A 20,453-nucleotide genomic window follows, 5' to 3' on the forward strand; every position below is an offset into this window, starting at 1 on the left:
TTTTAAGTTATCATAGTTCATGCTTTTAATATACGAAAAATAATCCTGCCTTGCGTATGCGTACGCGCGGTCTGGCTTTATTCCTAATAATATCTATTAAAGTTGTAAAAAAAAATATTTATTATTTCAATAATCCCTATTTTACGATGTGACCTTAATCACAAGTTTTAAAGTAATTTTATTTTTTCTGTCCTACATTCAAAATTTTTCATAGAAAAACGAACGGTGATGCATCCGTTTGGTTTAAATTACAAAAGTATAAACCTATTAAAACCATGAAAAAAACATTGGTGTTTCAATTTTTGAAGAAAATGAGTATTCTATTCTCTATTTTTGGACTATCAAGTTGTACGGCAGATAAATTACCTTGTGAGGTTCCAGTGACAAAAGGGCTTATGACTGACAAAATAAGAGGAATGTCAGTAGTAGCAGCAGAAAGCCCTATAGATGGAACGCCTATAAAAAACCTAAATAGCATAGGAGTCAATTGGGTGGCTGCCATGCCTTATGCTTATTATGAGGTAAATAACCCTAGAATTGATAGCGTATCTGTTTGCCCGTTACCTGATTGTCCACATGGACCAAGTTCTAAACAAGCTGTTATAGAGTTGATTCAGCGTTCCAAACAAAGAGGTTTGAAGGTAATGTTAAAGCCTCAACTTTGGGCGGCAACAGAATGGATTGGAGACATGGAATTTGATACAGAATCAAAATGGGATCAATTTGAAATTAACTATACAAACTTAGTTTTGGAGTGGGCTCAAATAGCAAATAATATGGATGTTGATCTATTGTGCATTGGAACCGAAATTGCAAAATTTGTTTTACAACGCCCTAATTATTGGAGAAATTTGATTGCGCAAGTTCGACAAATTTACGATGGACCTTTAACGTATGCAGCTAATTGGGATGATTATCAGGATGTTTCTTTTTGGGATTTACTAGATTATGTAGGTGTGGATGCTTATTTCCCATTGATCCCAGAAGCAACCCCACCTGTTTGCGATTTAATGAATGCTTGGGGATCCTATGAACAAGAACTTTCGGTTTATTCTGCACAAATAAATAAACCAATTTTATTTACAGAATTTGGATATTTAAGCGTTAGCAGTTGTGCTTATAATACTTGGGAATTAGAGGGGAAAATGTCTTCTAACGAGATTAACGAACAAGCGCAAGCAAATGCTTTGCATGCTTTGATAGAGGTATTTGGTTCTAAGGCATGGTGGGCAGGTGGTTTTCAGTGGAAATGGTATGCCGATGCAGTCAGTGCTTCTTGTGAAGAAGATTTGGCAAAAGATTATACACCTGAAGGAAAAATGGGAGCAGATATGTTGCAGCAATTGTACCAATAATAGTAGCAGCGAACCGAGCACAGCGAGCTCACGGCCGTCGGGAGTAACAAAGCTAACTATTGATCCATAAGGAAGATCAAATTTATTTTTAGAATACCAGAACTAGAACATTCTAAAGTAGCAATTTGAAACAAATTTTTATCATATTGATGCTAATTAATTTAGCAGCTTGTTGGGTTTACCCGAATCGACAAGCACCTGTTATGAAAGGGCTTTTGAAAGGAAAAATAAATGGAATGGCAATAATGGCTCCGCCAAATCCTTTTAAAGAGAATCCTATGCCTATCATAGAATCAATTGGTGTTAATTACGTTAGTATTCAGCCTTTTGCTTTTTTTAATAAAGATCAGCCAACGATTGAGTACGGTGGTTATTTGTGGTGGGGTGAAAAAAAAGAAGGATTAATTCAATCGATCCAATTGGCAAAAAAAGAAAATTTAGCAGTCCTTCTAAAACCGCAGTTATGGGCTTATAATCAGTGGATTGGAGATTTGGAATTTGACAATGAAGCAGATTGGCTGTTGTTCGAAAAAAATTACCGTAATTATATCTTACCCATGGCAAAGCTAGCCGATAGCATGAAGGTAGAGTTGTTTGCAGTAGGTACCGAGGTAAAACTATCCGCTATTCAGCGACCTGAATTTTGGAGAGGTTTGATTCAAGACATTCGAACAATTTACTCTGGAAAGTTAGTTTATGCATCTAATTGGGATGCTTATTCATCCGTAAGTTTTTGGGATGCTCTAGACTATGTTGGGATAGATGCCTATTTTCCTTTGATCAAAAAAAAGCGCCCCAATGTAACGGAATTGAAACGGGCATGGGAGCCAACTATAGATAGTATGGAAGCTTTTTATAATACTTGGCAACGCCCCATCTTGTTTACAGAGTTTGGTTATATGAGTTTGGAAGGCTGTGCTTATAAAGCTTGGTTATTAGAAAAAAAGCAAGCAGAGGCAAAGTTAAGTGAGCAAGCACAGGCGAATGCCTTGCAAGCGTTGTTAGAAGTTTTTGGTCAAAAATCTTGGTGGGCAGGTGGTTTTCAATGGAAGTGGTATGCCGATATATCATCCGTTTTGAAAAAATCTGAAATAGAGCGAGACTATACTCCCCAAGGGAAAAAAGCATTAAAAGTGTTGAAGGAGTTGTATGGAAATAGAGAAGAAGCGAGTCAATAAACTATCAAATATAGTTTAATAAGGATGCCTTGAACTAAAGAAAAATCAACGAACTATTCCTATACAATCAATCAAAACCTATTCCGTATTGTTTTTGTTTTTATAACTAAGTGGTCAGAAAAATAATAGCACCTTGTACTATTATTGGTTGATGCGGAGCTCTGCTTGTTGGGACAAAGTACTTTAATAAGCATTTTACGCTCGAAAAGAAAAGAAATAGTTAATACTTGAAGGTTTCTGCATGAATTTTAATTCTAAATGATTAGATTACATTTTTCCTGCTAGGCTTCTTAATTATGAATCAATGGAATTTGGAAAGTTAAAAGATATCAGTAAGGTAGATTTTTCTATGGGAACCGTACATCCCAATACTACAAAATTATTAAAACGATTACCTGCAACAAGTGAAAAAACGAATTTCTATTTTGGTTGTACAGGTTGGGGAATGAAAGAATGGTTGGGTAAATATTATCCGCAAAAAGCGAAGACCAAAGAATATTTGTACCATTACTCCAGACAGTTCTCTACCATAGAACTGAATACAACACATTATCGAATTCCCACTGCTCAAACCATTCAAAATTGGTACGATCTATCTGCAAAAGATTTTAAGTTTGCACCCAAAATTCCTCAATCTATTAGCCATAGCAACGATTTGGGGGCTTATGGAAATCAAATTGATCTATTTTGTGCCTCCATTACAGGTTTGAAGGAAAAATTGGGGACTTCTTTTATGCAATTGCCACCTAATTTTGGTCCTAATCGAATGGCAATTTTAGAGCAGTTTTTATCTAAGTTTCCTACAGATGAAGTGCCTCTTGCCATAGAAGTACGTGCAGAGAACTGGTTTAAAGACGAGCACTATTTTCAATTATTACTCAATTTATTAGCTAGTCACGATGTAGGAACGGTAATAACAGATGTTGCGGGCAGAAGAGATGTCTTACATCTGGGCTTGACGACACCTAGTGCAATGATACGTTTTGTGGGCAATGGTTTGCATCCTACAGATTATGAACGAGTGGACGAGTGGATTGATTTATTAGTGGATTGGATGAAACAAGGATTAAGAGAAATTTACTTCTTTTCTCATCAACCAGACAATATTTTATCTCCAGAGATGTGTATTTACCTGATAGAACAATTGGAAAGAAAGAGCGATTTGCGTTTTTCTATAAAAACAAAGCCTATTGATGATGGTCAGATGACTTTGTTTTAGTATTTTGACAGAATGGAAAGCAAATCAATCCCACAACGTAAAAGTTCTAATATTATTATAACAAGAAGCAAGAATTATTTAAAATAAACTCTTTTTGCTGATTACTAACTATAAAAAAACAGTATAGAAACGTAGACAATGAATTATTTGAAATTGACAATAGAAACAGAGGATGTAAGTATCAATGATATTTTGGTAGCACACTTAGCAGATTATGATTTCAATGGGTTTAGTGAGGAAGACGAAAACTTAGTGGCGTATATTGAGGAAGCAGCTTGTAGCAAGGAACTAGAAGCGGATTTGAATGCTTTGACTGCAAAATATAACTTAACTATTAGTCGAACGATTTTGGAAGATCAAAATTGGAATGCAAAGTGGGAGTCGGACTATGAACCTGTTTTAGTAGACGATTTTTGTGCTGTTAGAGCTACTTTTCATGAACCGATTGAGACGGTAGAACATGAAATTATTGTAACACCTAAAATGTCTTTTGGAACAGGACACCATGCTACAACTTATATGATGATGAAACAAATGCAAGATTTGAAGTTTGAAGATTGTATGGTGTTTGATTACGGTTGTGGAACAGGTGTTTTGGCTATTTTAGCTCAAAAATTAGGTGCTAAGGAATCGGATGCTATTGATATTGATTCTTGGGCATATGAAAATACCGTAGAGAATGTTGAGATCAATGCTTGCACGGATCAGATCAATGTCTATTGTGGAGAAATTGATGCAGTACCACTCAAAAAATACGATGTGATTCTAGCGAATATCAATAGAAATGTGATTTTAAACACAATGGATGAAATGGCAAGTCGTTTAAAGGAAGGAGGACATCTGTTGACTTCTGGTTTTTTGGAAGCAGATGTTGCCTTAGTTTTGGAGGCTGCCGCCAAACATGGATTAAAGTTAGTTCGCAAATTAGAAAGAGAACAATGGCGCTGCTTAATGTTGTCATAATGTTAATGCTTAAAATAACTTGCTAAAAGTCCTTATTTTTATAAAAGCATGACGACAAATAACCTTATACAATGATTTTAGACTAAAGTTAAAGAGTTTTGTTTTACGGTTCATCAGATTAGTAGTTCGTTCTATTACTACTGTATGATATTTTATGAACAGCTCCTACTAGTTTAGTTTGGCGAACGATTGTATAGCAATGAACTATAAAATATATACGATAGATCAAATAATAATCTATAACTATGAATGGATTAAAATTTACTTTACTCAGTGTTTTTCTCTTTGTTGGAACCTCTTTTTCTTGGGGACAAGATGAGGTAGATGAAATTCCAACGACTCCTGATGCTTGTTATAAGTATATGGAGGAAATAATGCTGGCAACTAAGAGGGCAGAATGTGAGGAAATAATGAAAGAAATGAAGCAGAAACAAAAGGCAGGAAAGTGGACGCCTGAGTTGTATGCTGGACTAGCAGATTTGGGAAACCAAATGATTGCTCGAAAAATGAAACGTTACAATTTCTTTCGACATGTCTTAGATATTATTCACACTTTTGCGGATGATCCTGGTTTGGCTTCGCAGCATTTCAACAAATGGATTAAAATTTCCAAAGAAATTTTAGCTGGGCAAGCAGAGGGTAAAACCCTAGAATTTGAAAATTACTTAAAATTTAGTCGTAGTTTTTGGAAAACAGGAAACCTTTATGATATTTCAAAAGGTAGCCACAAATGGCGTTCTGAATCAAGGGTGTTTGATATGAAATACGTAGATGGTATTTTGTCCATTAAATATGACAACACAACTTTGTATTGTTTTAATAAGAAAGACTCATTGACCATCAAAGATGCAAAAGGGGTTTATTATCCTTTGGAACAAAAATGGAAAGGAGTGAAAGGTCAAGTAGATTGGACTGCTGAGGGGGCAAAAGATGCTTATGCTCTTTTAAAAACGTACACCATTGAAACTAGAAGAACTTCTTATGCTGCTCAAAATGCCGTTTTGTATTATAACTCAGTGTTTAAACAACCTATCGATGGTATTTTAAAAGATAGAGCGGTTCGTCGAAGTGCTGCGAATCTGCGATACCCTTACTTTGAATCGAACTCACGAGATATTCAAATGGATGATATTGGAGAAGGGGTGTCTTATCGAGGAGGTTTTGTGATGACAGGGGCTTCTGTAAAAGGATATGGAGACAGCAAAGGACTTTCTACTGTATATATCACTGACAAAAGCGGAAAAACGTTGATTAAAGCGGAGTCTGGAGGTTTTGATATTTTAAAGGGAGAAAAAGTTGTCTCACAAGATGCAAAAGTGACGCTGTATATCAATCATGACGATGGAACGATAGATTCGATTTATCACCCTAGTATTAATTTCTTGTATAGTATTACAAATCGAAAATTGGATTTGACTAGAAGTGATTCTCGAATTTCAAGAGTGCCTTTTTCAAATTCGTTGCAAGAAATGGATATGAAAGTAACGTCCATTTCTTGGTTTATAGATACCGATGAATTGGTAATGGGAGATAATAATCAAGATATGGAAATGGCCTCTGAAAATCATTTTGATCAGTTGCTTTTTGAAAAATATCAAAATATTATCTCTATCAATCCTTTGATTAAGTTTGCGGTTTATTCTAACAAACTAAAAGAGTCACAAGAAATGTTAGGAGCCGTCCGTCCAGGTACAAACCCTTGGGAGCAAGAAGGTCCTATGTCTGATGAGGAATATTGTAGGCAACAGCCTGATCTTTGTGATGAGAATGGCAGACCATTTTTTAATAGAGAAGAAGAGGGCGAAGAAGAAATCGATACCGCTTTTTTGAAGTTAATTGGGGAGTGGCCTCCTAAAGAGGATGATAGTGATCCAGAAAACGAAGAAAGTTTTGATGATGAGTTTGCAGAAACAGATCCTAGGGTGGTTTCAGCAAATGAGTTGGCTGCGTTGTTGGATAAACGGATGGAAAAAATCACCATTTTGACTTCTGAGGAGGTTGAACGGGCCGCTAAAAACCCTGCCTTTAAAATTATCAAACGAGATCAAGATTATCGAGATTTTATGAAAGGATTCCCCTTGCGCTACAAGTTTGGAGCAATTGATGTTTATGACTTAATGTCTGTGGTGCCAGATCCTTCGTTTAATCTAAGCAATACGTTGCCATTGTTTTTGGAAATGGTAAAAGATGGTTTTATTCTTTATAACAAAGATAAAGGAACAATCACACTTCGTGATAAGTTATTCCACTATGTAGCTTCGGTGAATACAAAGAAAAAAGACCACGATTTTGATAAGATTAGAATTAAGTCAGTACCTTCTAGAAATAATAAAAAACCTGCCAATGCCGTATTTGATATGAAAAAGGGCGAGATTCAAACTTTTGGAGTACAAGAGTTTATATTGAGTGATTCTCAGCAGGTAATTGCAAGACCTTTTAACGGAGAGGTCAAAATGTTGAAGGGGCGTAACATGGATTTTAACGGTGTTATGTCAGGAGGTGCTTGTAACTTTACAGGAACTGATTTCCATTTTATTTACGATATTTTCCATGTCGAAATGGATTCTATTAGTTATTTGGATTTGTTTATCTATAAACGTGCCCGTCATGGTGAAGAAGCTGGCTACATGGCTGGTCGCCCGAAAGCAGAACGAGCAGTTGAAGACCTAACAGAACTGCCTACCAAAGAAAAAGAACCAATTAATAGTGTGATAGAAGGAGGTAGTGGTTTGATGTTGATCGATGTTCCAAGTAATAAGTCGGGAAGGATGAAAAGTGATCCTATTTATCCATCTTTTGAATCTACCAGTAAATCGAGGGTCTATTACGATAAGCGAAATAGACAGGGAGAAGGAACCTATCCTAGGGAGACTTTTTATTACGAATTGGAGCCTTTTATGTTGGATGGTATGGACGAACTGAAACCAGAGCAATTGAATTTTGAAGGGAAATTATATGCAGCCGATATCTTTGAGCCAATTAATCAAAACTTAACAGTGATGTACCACGATTTATCACTTGGTTTTGAAACAGAAACTAGAGGGAACGACCCGAATCCAATCTATATTAGAGACGATAAGAGAGGAAAGGGAACTTTTAAAGGCTCTGTAGGTGTGAGTAATGAAGGTTTGATTGGTAATGGTCGATTGGATTATTTGGGAGCTACTGTAGAGTCAGAGTATATTGAGTTTTTGCCAGAGCAATTCCGTGCAGAGGATGTAGATAGTTTTAATTTAGCAGGATCTGTTCGTGATGGAGTAGAATTTCCTAATGTAAAAGGAGAGCAAGTTCAAATTGATTGGGCACCTTATAGCGATAGTATGTACATTGAATCGGCGATTGTGGAAGGAGTGCCATTTCAGTTCTTTGATTCGACAGATTTTAATTTAGAAGGCTCTTTGACATTGACACCCGATGGTTTGTTAGGAAGAGGAACATTTGATTGGTATGGGGCTACCTTGGAATCTAATCCTGGAGGAGACTTTAAATTTGGCAAACAATCGATTGCATCTCCATCGGCAGCAGTTATTATCAAATCTCAAGGCGTTCAGAAATTTGCTTTTGAAAATGAAAATGTAGACGCTATTATCGATTTTGAAAAGCAAACAGGAGATTTTATTTCTCAAGAATCTGACTTAGCAACAGATTTGCCTTATAATAGTTATCAAACATCATTGGATCAATTCCATTGGGATATGGCAACGGATCATATTTTTATGGATGCACAAGAAGGAAAAACAGGCTTTTTCTTGGCGACGGAACAATCACAGGATTCGTTGGTGTTCTTGGGAGAAAAAGCAGATTATGATTTGAATACAGGATTGTTAAAAATTGATGGGGTTGAACATATCCGTGTTGCAGATGCTTTTATTTATCCAAAAGACAAGCACGTGGAAATTGAAGAAGCCTCTCATATGAGAACTTTAGAGGATTCTAAAATCATAGCAGATACCTTAAACCAAAACCATGTTATTCAAAGAGCATCTATCAATGTGTTGAGTAGAAATGAATTCAAAGCTTCTGGTTATTTGGAGTTTAATGTAGAAAATAAGGAGCAAGAAATTAAGTTTGATAACGTAACTTCTGCACAAGAATCCGCAGGACAATTTGTAACCGTAGGTAGTGGTATGGTTGCAGATACAGCAGATTTTCATTTGGACAAACGTACAAAATTTAAAGGAGAGGTTTCGTTGAATTCAAAATCAGAACTGTTGACCTTCAAAGGATATGCAAAGATATCTTCTTCTGTTATTCCTACTCAAGAATGGTTTGGCATTGAGTCTAAAATTGATAAACGAGATGTGTCCATTGAATATGATAATCCTAAAAATCCAGCAGGGGATTTCTTGCATGTTGGATTGTATTTAAATTTGGATACAATGGATTTATATCCTGCTATTCTATCTCCTAAGCAAACCCCCTCAGATAGAAGCATTTTCTCAGCAACGGGAGTGTTGAAATTTGATGATGAAGAGAACATGTATATCTTCGGAGATTCTGCTAGAGTGTTGGGAGATGCAGAAGCAGGAAAGTTGTTTACGGTTTCTGAAAAAAATGCAAAAGTTACCGCTTCTGGGCGCTTTGATTTTGACAAAGGGTTTAAATCTGCTACGGCTCCTGATTTCTTAGTAGATATTGTTGGGGATTTTACGTTCTTCCTAAATGCCAAATCAGATTACTTATTTGAAACATCTACCAATTTAGATTTCTATTTGCCACAAACTTTGCGAGATGTTATTGTCAATGATTTGCAAAGTAATGATGAGTTGATTGATAAGTTGTTGTATGCAAGTATCAAAAATGAAAAATTGCATCAGCACATGAAAAATTACATTACAGACGATAAGAAGTTCGATAAAATGTGGAAAAAGGTAAAAGATGATGAGCGTTTGCAATTGCCGAATGATTTTTCTCATACCTTCTTTTTTGTAAACAACAAATTATTGTGGAGTCCCAAAACACAGTCTTTTATTACCAAGGGACGCCGTTTACAGTTGGCTTCGATAGGAGGAAAGCACGTGGGGCAAGTCGTAAAGGGGCACATGGAAATTTTGAACGATCCAGCACGTGGAGATGCCATGACATTTTATATTGTTTCGCCGAATGGTGATTGGTATTATTTCTCGTATCAAAATGGATTTTTGAAAACCGTATCGTCTAATCCTGATTATAACAATGCTATTTCATCTCTAAAAAGTAAAGATCGCCGTGTTAGAACAGAAAATGGCAATTGGATCGAATTGGTGATTGGTTCTCCAGGAGAATATTCTAGCTTTAAAAATAAGGCTAGCGCCGCGCATAACTAGATGCATAATAGCATAACCTTTTAAAATTAAAAGCCTTGAAAAAGATTCTACAAAATCCATTTCAAGGCTTTTTTTATTAAGAAGGTTCAAGCAAAGAAAAGATCATGCTGTCAATGAACCGACCATCAAAAAAATAATCTTCTTTAAAATAGGCTTCTTGTACAAACTTATTTTTTTCTAACAGTCGGATAGAGCTTTTATTGTTAGGGTTGACATTCGCCATAATACTGTGGAGCCCGAATTGTTCGAAAGCAAAGGCTATCATCGTTTTTAAGGTTTCATCCATGTATCCTTGTCCCCAGTAGTCGGGGTGCAAGGCATAGCCTATTTCGGCTCGACAATTTTGCCAAAAAAGTCGCCAAAAGCCAAAGTAACCGATAAAGGTATTAGAGCTTTTTTCTACGATACTCCAATTAAGCGCTGTTTTTTCTATAAAGGCGGTTCTATTTTGCTGAATGTTTAATTCTGCATCTTCGATGGTTTGGTAAGGATAACTATCCATGTAGCGCATGACTTCTACATTAGAACGTAGCTCAAACATTGCTTGGCAGTCATTTAATTCAAATTCTCGAAATAAAAGACGGTCACTTTCTAAGGTGGGAAAATGCTCAAAGACAGCAGCATTAATTTTTGTATTCATAATAGAACGTTATTTTTTTTACAAAATAGAAACGCCATTCATATCTGTTGTTAAGACATCGGTCATGTAATCAAAGAAAGGGCGAATTGCTATAAATGTTTCCGTCATTTGATCTGCAAAATCTTTACGGGTAACTTCTTCGTCAGCAAAATTCCTAAAAGCCAAAAATTGTTTCATTCTCAACCACTTGATATGCGGATGGTTTTTGTCGAAACCTCTTGGTGCAGTTTTTAAAGAAACTCCTTGTAGTTCTCCAAAGTATTTTACAAAGGTAGGATCTTGAGTCACCTTCTCAATATAGGAACTGTCCATTTCAAATTCTTTGCGAATGCGTAACAAATCATCAGTATTAGGACCAAAAAAACCGCCTCCTACAACAGATTTGCCATTGGGGCAAATGTCAAAAGTATAGCTTCCTCGGCGGTCATTACCAAAGCGCCTGTAATATCCTCCAAGGTAACCTTTGTAAGGGAGTTTGTTTTTTGAAAAACGGACATCACGGTAAATTCTATACAATTTGGAAAATTCAATATTATCAACTTTATTGAGGTTTGCTTCGACTTTTTTAACTAAAGTCTCTACTTCTCTTTTTGTTTTTAAATAATCTTCTTTGTGTGCCTCAAACCAAGGTCGGTTGTTGTTTTCTTGTAATTGGGAAAGAAAATCGAGGGAATGCTTACTAATCATGCTTTGTTTTTTTATAAAAAATTCGTTTTTACTATTGTTTGATACGTTATCCTTGGTTATTGTGTGGTTCCAACGGAGTATTATAAATAGTAATAATAGCCGAATTGTTCAAAATATTTTCACTTAAGATAGGTGGGCTAAAAAATATAAAAATACCATTACAAAGTATAAAAGTTGTAAAGGAATCATTATTTCTTTATCAAAGATATTAAAACTATTATTAGTAAAATTAATACTATTATAAAAGATAGTAATTAAAACTATATACCTTAATGGGAATTTTTTTGAAAAGGGGAATGTTTGAATAGCAGAACAACTCCTTAGAAATACAACTTGTAGAATTGCGATGAACTTTTAGTATATTAGAGATGATATACAAAACATAGTACTTTGCAATGTATAATCTATAACCATTCGACGACTCCTTTTTTACTCTATATATCAATACAAAATAGTTCGCTAGAGTCGTAAAATAGCGATTTAGTCAACTACTATTAACAACTTCAATAATCACAACAAAAAGAAACACGATGAAACACTTATTTTTATTATTAATAACGGCTTTTTTTATTAGCTCTTGTACAACAGTACAACCTGGACATAAGGGCGTGAAAGTATATTGGGGAGGTAAAACAGATATGGAAACGATTTTGCCAGAAGGGATGGATATGGGAATTAGTTGGCTATGGAATTCTTGTGTAGAATACGATGTAAGGGAAAAGACACTGGTTCAGAAATTCGTTTTTAACGACTCTAGAAACATGGAAACTAGTGTAGAAATAGCTTTGGATTATAATTTGAATCCAGATCAGGTTAATTTAATTCACACCAAAATTACAGACATAGATACCAAAATTTTAAAAACCTTAAAATCTTCAGGAAAAGAAGTGGTTCCACAGTATACCGCTTCAGAACTGAACCTAAAAAAACGCAAAGAAGCAGAGTCGGCATTGCGTGATATTATTAGCCAAGAGCTACCAGAATTTTATGTAGAGTTTGCTAGAGTACAAATTACAGATGTGGATATTCCAAAGGCATTGGCAAAAGTAGCTGAGGAGACGGCTATTCAAGAAGGTAGAAACTCTCTAGCTGCTAAAAAAGAATTGGAACAAACAAATTTAGCAAAGGCAAGAATTGCAGAAGCAAAAGGTAAATACGATGCTGCCTTGTATGATGCTAAAACAAAAGATATTTTATCTTCGCCTAAAATGTTGGAGTTGAAAAAATTAGAAATTGAGATGGAGTGGGCCAAAAAAGGAGTGAGCAAATATGGCAATAATAATGTTTTTGGTGCCAATACTTCTGTTTTAAAAGGGTTTAATTAGAACAATTTAGGTTGCTAACGTGCTACGAAATTATATGAATAAAAAAACTTCTACGATACGATTGTAGAAGTTTTTCTTGTTGAGGGAAACCTAAGAACATTTATCATTACTCCAAGTAGCGCCATTTTCTTTTCTAATCCAACATTTGAATTGTTGTTGAATAGAAACAATTTGCCAGTGAACCCCTTTTTCTTCTAAGGTCATCACGATTCGATGCCCTTGAATACTAGTATGTTCGCTTTGGTTATCGTGTGTGATGGTCACAATGGTTTGGGCTCCTTCTTTTTGAGTTTGAATGTCAATTTTTTCAAAGCTCGTTTTATTCGAAATTTTAGCAGGATAATACATTTGAGCAACCTCTTTAGCTGTTTTTTTAGAAGTAGAGGCAGCTAATTTTTCATTTAGGTTTTGATAAACTCCTGTGGGGACATTTTCAAAGGCTTCTGGAGTAGTTACTTCTTTAGAAGCAGTAGGAAGCGTATTATAAGTATTATTACTATCACTCTTTGAGATAGGTTGGTCAGGTGATGTTGTTGCTGGCTCGGACTGACAAGAGATTAGTAAGTAAAAAAGGCTTAGTAAAGTGAAAAAATGTATTGTGTTCATAATTTGGAATTAGTGCATTTTTGAAATTTTTTTGGTCATTTAAGTTTACGAAAAACTAATCGTCCCATTGTCTGTCAACATACTTAATGGTTCAAAGTGTAGACCATCCCATTCTCCAAAAAGGCAAATGGATTTTCCACCACTAATAGCTAATATTTTCCATACAACTTCCTCCTTTAGAGTACTTAATGGAATGATATGGTCGTTACTATCTTTGATGAGTAATTCTTTTTTGTCGTTCATGAATGCTCTTAATTGTGAAAGAACGACAGGGAAAGAAAATAGCCAAGGATTTTGGACAATAGCTTCGCCATATTGTGCTAAAACAGCATTAAAATCTTTATAGCTAGTTGCATTGGGGCTTTCATAAATTTGAGCAGATTCAAAAGATTCAAAAATAGCTCGTTGGGGATAAGCCTTAGAATAATAAGTTAAGGCGCCATCTAGCAAATCTCCGACAATATATTGTTGTTCGTATCCAATATTTCCAAAAGCATAGTCCAATATTAGAGCATGTTGCTTTGTTTTTTGACCTTGCAGCCAGATTTTTCGAAAACTACGTCCTTCAATGTCAACTCCTTCTTTTTTGCCTACAACAAACCAAAGATCTTTTATACTAGGGTTTTGCTCTAAAATGTCTGCTTTCTTGACGATTTTACCCAAACTTAGATACAACTCTTCTTGAAGCTCAGGAGTAAGCAGGGACCTTTTTTTAAAAGATTCTGTCCATAAGTAAAGTTCGCCCAAACGGGCAAGAACAATTTCCGACCAATTTTGGTTTTTTTGAATCAGTTGGTGGGTTTCTTTTAAATAAGTACTAATTCTAGGCAACTTGGCATCCACCATTTTGGCAGCAACTTGATTCCAAAAACTAACTTTTTGAATAGCCGTATTGGCAATCCCTTGGCGAATAAGGTCGGTGAGCCAAAGTTCCAGTTCATCCATACCGCTTGCCATGAGTTGAACCCGTTGTTCCCAGCGTTTTTCTTTGGCTGCTTTAGCTTGTTGGAGGGCTTCTTCTGTTTTTAGAGTAGGTGCAATAGTCTTGGAATGACTGGCAACACTATTAGAACTTTGTTTGGACAACCAATTTTGAATTGCTTCGGGAGGAGCTTGGTACTTGAATAAAGCACTGCTTTGAGCAAATAAAAAGAAGAGTCCTAAAACGTGCTTGCAAGGAGGTTTGCGAACAGGGCAGCTGCATTTATATTTTGGTCCACTCAAATTGATTTGAACAATATAGGGTTGAGAACCAGATCCTTTGCATTCTCCCCAAATGGCTTCATAATTGGTAGCGATATAATTCCACTTGGTTGAGTTGGCTAAGGTACGTCCTCTACGCTCTGTGGAATCGTTGGGAGAAAGTGCTGCTATTTTTTCGTCAGTCCATTGCATAAATTAAAAAATGGTTTTAGTAGGATCAATCTGAATTGTTATCATTACTTCTTGGGACAATTGCATTTGTTAGTTACGTAGTTGCTAGATTGTATTTAGTTCATGAACTTTGTTCTATGAAGTACTCCAAGAAGTGTTTTTATAAAAGTCTTGTTAAGAATAATCTGCTTACCAACCAGAAAAAGCTCGATTAAAAACATCGTCTAACACCTGATCGTAGATTTCTTGAATCAAAGCATCTTCCACCGTTGATAAATCGGTATCGGCGGCAAAATTGGCGAACCTAGAAAATGTCTGTGTCCAGTTCTTAGAGCCGTCCTTTTGTTTGGTGTCTTTATAATTGATGGCAATTTCAATTGTCAAGCGTTGAAAAGCAACTGTTTGGTTTGCCTGCGGAGCAAGTGATGAAATTTGATAGCCAACTACATTTCCAGAAAATTGAACATCGCCATCTTCATCAACATATTTTAAGCGGGTATTATTCAAAATTCTATCTTTGAGCTGTTCAGAAAAGGTTTGCCCGCTTGTTGGTGGTGCATTAGAGCTTTTTACTTCAAATTGTTCCAAAGAAAAACTGTCTAAAACCGAGTAATCAATACCAGTATTAATTAAACTGACTGTACAAGCTTGGGCTATTAGAACAACAATTATAAAAATAAATAAATGAAACTTTTGCATAAATCTTTTTATCTTTTAATTTGATACTTACCACTTATTTAAAAGTACAAAACTTTGAATCATTATTACCTTTCTTAACACCTACTAAGATGAGTTTAACAATAACTTTAGTTCAATCTACTTTGCATTGGGAATCTATTGATGCAAATTTAAAAATGTTTGATGAAAAACTGCTTGATCTTGACAATACAGATGTAATTATTCTACCTGAGATGTTTACGACTGGGTTTTCAATGAATGTTGAGTCGTTGGCGGAAGATATGGAAGATAGTAAAGGAATTGTGTGGATGCAAGAAAAAGCAAAAGAACTCAATGCTGTAGTAACGGGGAGTTTGATTATAAAGGAAGGTGAAAACTATTTTAATCGACTGTTGTGGGTTGAGCCAAATGGTAAGCAATGTCATTATGACAAGAAGCATTTATTTACGATGGCAAAAGAAGACTTGCATTTTACAGGAGGCACAAAGAAGTTGATTGTTGACTATAAAGGTTGGAAAATAGCCCCTTTCATTTGTTATGATTTGCGTTTTCCTGCTTGGTGTCGCAATTTAGAAGATTATGACTTGGCTTTTTATGTAGCTAATTGGCCAGCTAAACGGTCTTTTCATTGGAGAAGTTTGCTGACGGCTAGAGCAATTGAAAATCAGGCTTATATAATAGGGGTTAATCGAGTAGGAGAAGATGGCAAAGGTTTTGCCTATTCGGGAGACTCTTCGGTTTTGAGCCCTAGTGGTGCTTTATTATACCATCAAGCGAATGAAGAAGCTATTTATACAATAAATTTGTCTAAAACGCATTTGGCAGATGTTCGCAAAGAATATCCGTTTATTGGAGATCGAGATAACTATTCTTTTCATAACACACCACAGTAGCAGAGCTTAAAATAAATTGAAATTGATAATTATCACAACAAGTAATATAATTATCAATTTCAATAGTCTATGTAATTGGATGCTCACAAAAAACAAAAGAAATTATTCTTCCCCTTTCATGATAAAGCTAGCACGGAACAACATTTTATTATTGGCATCAGCTGGACCATCGGGACCAGAAACGGTATAGCTGCCTTTTAAATCATTGATTGCAAATTGAGTGTAAACATGCAAACGAAGGTCGCCATTCTCGTCTAAAAATGGTTCAAATTGAGCGGTGGCGGTAACAGGAGCCGTTTTTTCGAGTAATGTTAATGCCGCTTCGATCTTTGCCGTCGTGATATTTCCTAAGGCAAGTTGCAACTGTTCCCCATCAATGCTTTTGAATACTAACTGAGCTGTTGGATATTTGTCAACGTAAAGCATACTTTCTGTAACGGCTTGTGTTAAGTCACTTTCGCCCATTTCTATAGAAGCAACATTAACTGTAAATTGACCTGTTGCTGCTTTTAAATTCTGTGATTGTTCTAAGGATATGTTTCCTGTGACAGAGGTCAGTTCGCCACCATAATGTCTTAGAGGTGGTGGAAAGTTAAAGGCTAGAATAGGAGTACTTTTATCTACGGGTCCTGCTATCGTCCATGTTTTTGGAAACGCTATGTTTTCCATGTTTGTGATGGTGCTTTTTTCAGGAGTTGCTAGTTTTTTTAAATTCAGTGCTTCCCAAGAAACACTATTTTTATCGGTGATATAATTCATCGCATCTCCTAGCTTAGACTCAATTAGTTGTCGCTGAATTTCAGCAAACGAATTTTGAGCTGCCAATGCAAATGCTTTGGAAATAGACGTACCAACGGCAGGCGTTTCAAACTGTTGATAAATAGCGGTGTGGCAGTCGTAATGAGAATGAATTTCTGAACTTACATAGACCTTGCCATCTTCGGCTAGGTATGGATAAAAACTGCAATAGATGAGTTCGTCAGAATTGCCTACTAGGCTATTTTTTTTATATTTGGCAGCATCAAAACCTTCTTTGAGACCTTTTAGATATTCTTGTTGGAATTTTTTTTGACTAAAGTTCTTTGGCAAAGTACCTTGTGCCTCGGTAACTTTTAATTTTATAATTAAGTTAGAACGTTCTTTTTCCCAAACAAACACATTACTTTCTTCATAACTAGAATTTTCAACAGGCAATCGTCGAACGGTTCGGATAAAATTGAGCAAGCGTTTATGAGAAGTATAACGCCCTTTGAAAATTTTTCGTCCAAGGTAGTTTCTATAAACAATAAAAGGAGTATAACCAACCTCTTTTGGGGCACCAGTTTTATCAATATCAATAATTTTTGTTGTAATATTGCGCTCTTGCATATAACCTTGTAATGCCTTGATATTTTCTAACGTAAATGGACTATCCGTTGATTTTTGAACAAAGATAATAAGTTCTTCATCTATTTTTTGTTGAGCAATTGTCGAAAAAGATAGGAGGAGTATTAAAAATGTGATATATTTTGGCATAATAATAATAGTATAGAATTAATCGAAGATTTTAAGTTATTGAAATATTTACTTACTTTAATTTTTAAGGCTAAGATTTGTAAAGAGCTAAATTCAGTCGATAGAGGAGGTCTTATTATAATTACTTATTTTGTCGAAGGAACTGAAATAATAAATCCTCATCATATAATTACCCTTATCAATAGTTCGTTGAAACCACGCAGTAGCAGCGAAGCTAAACTTTATTAGTTTGATAATTAATAAGTTATGATTTTATCGCATTTTGTGTTAAGATTTTGATTATCAAACTAATATAAATGTGCTTTTTTATCTTTTTGGTAAAAAAGTAAAAAATCAACGAACTACTACCTTATAAGACTGTGCTAGAAAAACAAGGATAGAAAATTATTGCTATTAAATAGATTAATAGACCAAAAGGTTTTGAAACACGCACTATTTTTAAAATAAATTAACACATAAAATAAACAGAAGAATGATATACAGATTAAGCGTCTTAGTTGCATTTTTTATCGTAACCACCTCTACTGTTTGGGCACAATCCGACCGTTGGCAACAGCGAATTGAATACAAGATGGATATTGTCATGGACGTAGAAGCACATCAATTTACAGGTAAACAAAATGTCGTTTATCATAACAATTCCAAGGATGAACTAAACAAGGTTTTTTATCACTTGTATTTTAATGCTTTTCAGCCCAATAGTATGATGGATGTTCGTTCTAGAACAATTCAAGATGCAGATACTAGAGTAGGTGGTCGAATTTTGGAATTGAAAAAAGACGAAATTGGTTATCACAAAATAAAGTCATTGAAACAAAATGGAAAAGATGTTGCATTTGAGGTCGTTGGAACCATTTTAGAAGTAACCTTAAACGAACCGATTAAAGCAGGAGCTTCTGCTACATTTGATATGGAGTTTGAAAGTCAAGTGCCTCTTCAAATTCGTCGTTCTGGATGGAATAGTGAGGAAGGCATTGAGTTGTCGATGACGCAGTGGTATCCCAAAATGTGTGAATATGATTATCAAGGTTGGCATGCCAATCCCTATGTTGGTCGTGAGTTCTATGGCGTGTGGGGCGATTTTGATGTTAAAATTACGATTGATAAAGACTATACCATTGGTGGAACAGGAATGCTTCAAAATCCTAGCGAAGTAGGGCATGGTTATGAGAAAGTAGGAGAAAAGGTGGATTTAAAAGATAAAAAGAACATCACTTGGCATTTCAAAGCGGAAAATGTACATGATTTTGCTTGGGCAGCCGATCCAGATTACATTCATGATGTTGTAGAAGTGGATGAAAATTTAGTGTTGCACTTCATTTATCAAGATGATGATAATTATAAGGATGTGTGGAAAAAGGCACAAAAGAAAACGGTTCAAGCGTTTAAATTTATCCAAGCTAGATATGGAAAATATCCTTATGGACAATATACGATTATTCAAGGAGGTGATGGTGGTATGGAATATCCAATGGCAACCTTGATTACTGGAAAACGCAATTTTGGTTCTTTGGTTGGTGTAATTGTGCATGAGGTGATGCACACTTGGTATCAAATGTTGATGGGATCAAATGAGAGTTTATATGCTTGGATGGATGAAGGCTTTACTTCTTATGCCTCTAATGTGGTTCGCGCTCATTTATTTAATGCACAAGGTGCTTTTCCTCATGATGGTTCTTATAGAGGTTATTTGTACTTAGCAACAAGCGGTGCAGAGGAACCAATGAGTACTCATGCTGATCATTTTAATACCAATTTTGCTTACGGTCAAGCTTCTTATTCAAAGGGAGCGGTATTTTTGGGGCAACTCAATTATATTGTAGGAGAAGGTGTTTTTGACAAAGCGATGCTAAAATATTATGACGAATGGCATTTTAAGCATCCTAATCCAAATGACTTCATTCGTGTGATGGAAAAAGAATCTGGTTTGGAATTGGATTGGTACAAAGAGTATTGGGTAAATACTACGAATCGAATCGACTATGCCATTGTTGATGTTTTAAAAGGAAATAAAAGTTCGAAGGATTCTGTCGTTATTAAAGCAAAAGAAGGAAACTATTTTGCCAGTAGTGGCAAGGTAGACAAGAAAGGAACGACTATTTATATTGAAAGAAAAGAGCGTATGCCAATGCCTTTAGATGTTGTTGTAACTTATAAAAAAGGAAAATTGACACAGTTGGCAACTTTTAATATTCCTTTGGAAATTATGCGTGGACACAAGCAAGATGAACTAAAAAACGGTAATCAAACAGTAATGCCTGATTGGAAATGGACACATCCTGTTTACGAATTGAACCTTCCAATTCCAATGAAAGATATTGAAAAAATAGAGATTGATCCTTCTTTGCGCATGGCAGATATAGATCGAGATAATAACGTTTGGGAAAAATAATCCAATCTGTTATCAATAATTAGGAGCTTTGGAAGTAGACATGATGTTTTGCTTCGCTCTAGAAAAGAGTAATGCTGCTATTGGCATTGCTCTTTTGTTTTTTTATAGAGAATAGACCAATAGTAGTTAAATTTGAGCTGATTTTATCATTAATAGTAGTTCGTTGATTTTTTACTTTTTTACCAAAAAGATAAAAAAGCACATTTATATTATTTTGATAATCAAAATTTTAACATAAAACGCAATAAAAGCGCAACTTGCTGATTATCAAACTAATAAAGTTTTTCAACGAACTATTGCATTAAGTAAACCAACTAATATT

The 20,453-nt window shown here is 35.3% G+C and carries 14 protein-coding genes; 8 read left to right on the forward strand and 6 right to left on the reverse strand.

What is annotated here, in order from left to right:
- The first annotated feature begins 275 nt into the window (after positions 1 to 275).
- From CG11_RS00365 to CG11_RS00385, 5 genes are all read left to right on the forward strand, one after another.
- Positions 276 to 1,355, forward strand: a complete 1,080-nt coding sequence (locus CG11_RS00365; RefSeq protein ID WP_052591971.1) for a hypothetical protein — start codon at positions 276 to 278, stop codon at positions 1,353 to 1,355.
- A 125-nt stretch (positions 1,356 to 1,480) separates the two neighbouring features.
- A complete protein-coding gene (locus CG11_RS00370) occupies positions 1,481 to 2,533 on the forward strand; it encodes a hypothetical protein (RefSeq protein ID WP_197043748.1) in 1,053 nt (350 codons plus the stop codon).
- Between the two features lie 304 nt (positions 2,534 to 2,837).
- Entirely contained in the window at positions 2,838 to 3,752 is a 915-nt protein-coding gene (locus tag CG11_RS00375) for a DUF72 domain-containing protein (protein WP_052591974.1), read from the forward strand.
- 138 nt (positions 3,753 to 3,890) lie between these two features.
- Positions 3,891 to 4,715, forward strand: a complete 825-nt coding sequence (prmA, locus tag CG11_RS00380; RefSeq protein ID WP_052591976.1) for a 50S ribosomal protein L11 methyltransferase — start codon at positions 3,891 to 3,893, stop codon at positions 4,713 to 4,715.
- Between the two features lie 245 nt (positions 4,716 to 4,960).
- Positions 4,961 to 10,021, forward strand: a complete 5,061-nt coding sequence (locus CG11_RS00385) for a hypothetical protein (protein WP_052591978.1) — start codon at positions 4,961 to 4,963, stop codon at positions 10,019 to 10,021.
- A 76-nt stretch (positions 10,022 to 10,097) separates the two neighbouring features.
- Here the strand turns inward: CG11_RS00385 and CG11_RS00390 are convergent, their stop codons facing one another.
- Together CG11_RS00390 and CG11_RS00395 are read right to left on the reverse strand one after the other, a co-directional pair.
- Complete coding sequence (locus tag CG11_RS00390; RefSeq protein WP_052591980.1) at positions 10,098 to 10,661, reverse strand: GNAT family N-acetyltransferase; 564 nt, start codon at positions 10,659 to 10,661, stop codon at positions 10,098 to 10,100.
- 18 nt (positions 10,662 to 10,679) lie between these two features.
- Positions 10,680 to 11,348, reverse strand: coding sequence for a DUF2461 domain-containing protein (locus CG11_RS00395; protein ID WP_052591983.1), 669 nt, complete (start codon positions 11,346 to 11,348; stop codon positions 10,680 to 10,682).
- A gap of 530 nt (positions 11,349 to 11,878) precedes the next feature.
- On the opposite strand from CG11_RS00395, the gene CG11_RS00400 reads away from it, so the two are divergent.
- Positions 11,879 to 12,673, forward strand: coding sequence for an SPFH domain-containing protein (locus CG11_RS00400; protein WP_052591985.1), 795 nt, complete (start codon positions 11,879 to 11,881; stop codon positions 12,671 to 12,673).
- Positions 12,674 to 12,763: 90 nt separating this feature from the next.
- On the opposite strand, the gene CG11_RS00405 is transcribed toward CG11_RS00400, so the two are convergent.
- From CG11_RS00405 to lptE, 3 genes are all read right to left on the reverse strand, one after another.
- On the reverse strand, positions 12,764 to 13,279 hold the full coding sequence (locus CG11_RS00405; protein WP_052591987.1) for a hypothetical protein: 516 nt from the start codon (positions 13,277 to 13,279) through the stop codon (positions 12,764 to 12,766).
- A 45-nt stretch (positions 13,280 to 13,324) separates the two neighbouring features.
- Positions 13,325 to 14,674, reverse strand: a complete 1,350-nt coding sequence (locus tag CG11_RS00410) for an SWIM zinc finger domain-containing protein (protein ID WP_052591989.1) — start codon at positions 14,672 to 14,674, stop codon at positions 13,325 to 13,327.
- Positions 14,675 to 14,842: 168 nt separating this feature from the next.
- Positions 14,843 to 15,352 carry an LPS assembly lipoprotein LptE gene (gene lptE / locus CG11_RS00415; protein WP_052591991.1) on the reverse strand — a complete coding sequence of 170 codons (510 nt, stop codon included), beginning with the start codon at positions 15,350 to 15,352 and terminating at the stop codon, positions 14,843 to 14,845.
- Positions 15,353 to 15,441: 89 nt separating this feature from the next.
- Between lptE and CG11_RS00420 the strand changes: the two genes are divergently transcribed.
- The gene (locus tag CG11_RS00420) at positions 15,442 to 16,224 is read left to right on the forward strand and encodes an amidohydrolase (protein WP_052591993.1); all 783 of its coding nucleotides are present in this window, start codon (positions 15,442 to 15,444) and stop codon (positions 16,222 to 16,224) included.
- Positions 16,225 to 16,326: 102 nt separating this feature from the next.
- Here CG11_RS00420 and CG11_RS00425 read toward each other — a convergent pair whose 3' ends face one another.
- Positions 16,327 to 17,739: a YceI family protein gene (locus CG11_RS00425; RefSeq protein WP_052591995.1), complete on the reverse strand. Its 1,413-nt coding sequence runs from the start codon at positions 17,737 to 17,739 to the stop codon at positions 16,327 to 16,329.
- A 472-nt stretch (positions 17,740 to 18,211) separates the two neighbouring features.
- Here CG11_RS00425 and CG11_RS00430 point away from each other — a divergent pair, with 472 nt between their 5' ends.
- On the forward strand, positions 18,212 to 20,131 hold the full coding sequence (locus CG11_RS00430; RefSeq protein ID WP_052591997.1) for a M1 family metallopeptidase: 1,920 nt from the start codon (positions 18,212 to 18,214) through the stop codon (positions 20,129 to 20,131).
- Positions 20,132 to 20,453 lie beyond the last annotated feature (322 nt).

The sequence above is a fragment of the Aureispira sp. CCB-QB1 genome (assembly GCF_000724545.1).
Lineage (GTDB): Bacteria > Bacteroidota > Bacteroidia > Chitinophagales > Saprospiraceae > Aureispira.

Bases quoted from the DNA above. Each gene is read 5' to 3' on its own strand.
- CG11_RS00425 (WP_052591995.1), bottom strand. From the start codon at position 17,739: ATGCCAAAATATATCACATTTTTAATACTCCTCCTATCTTTTTCGACA.
- CG11_RS00420 (WP_052591993.1), top strand. From the start codon at position 15,442: ATGAGTTTAACAATAACTTTAGTTCAATCTACTTTGCATTGGGAATCT.
- CG11_RS00375 (WP_052591974.1), top strand. From the start codon at position 2,838: ATGGAATTTGGAAAGTTAAAAGATATCAGTAAGGTAGATTTTTCTATG.
- CG11_RS00390 (WP_052591980.1), bottom strand. From the start codon at position 10,661: ATGAATACAAAAATTAATGCTGCTGTCTTTGAGCATTTTCCCACCTTA.
- CG11_RS00365 (WP_052591971.1), top strand. From the start codon at position 276: ATGAAAAAAACATTGGTGTTTCAATTTTTGAAGAAAATGAGTATTCTA.
- prmA (WP_052591976.1), top strand. From the start codon at position 3,891: ATGAATTATTTGAAATTGACAATAGAAACAGAGGATGTAAGTATCAAT.
- CG11_RS00395 (WP_052591983.1), bottom strand. From the start codon at position 11,348: ATGATTAGTAAGCATTCCCTCGATTTTCTTTCCCAATTACAAGAAAAC.
- CG11_RS00385 (WP_052591978.1), top strand. From the start codon at position 4,961: ATGAATGGATTAAAATTTACTTTACTCAGTGTTTTTCTCTTTGTTGGA.
- CG11_RS00410 (WP_052591989.1), bottom strand. From the start codon at position 14,674: ATGCAATGGACTGACGAAAAAATAGCAGCACTTTCTCCCAACGATTCC.
- CG11_RS00400 (WP_052591985.1), top strand. From the start codon at position 11,879: ATGAAACACTTATTTTTATTATTAATAACGGCTTTTTTTATTAGCTCT.
- CG11_RS00430 (WP_052591997.1), top strand. From the start codon at position 18,212: ATGATATACAGATTAAGCGTCTTAGTTGCATTTTTTATCGTAACCACC.
- CG11_RS00405 (WP_052591987.1), bottom strand. From the start codon at position 13,279: ATGAACACAATACATTTTTTCACTTTACTAAGCCTTTTTTACTTACTA.
- lptE (WP_052591991.1), bottom strand. From the start codon at position 15,352: ATGCAAAAGTTTCATTTATTTATTTTTATAATTGTTGTTCTAATAGCC.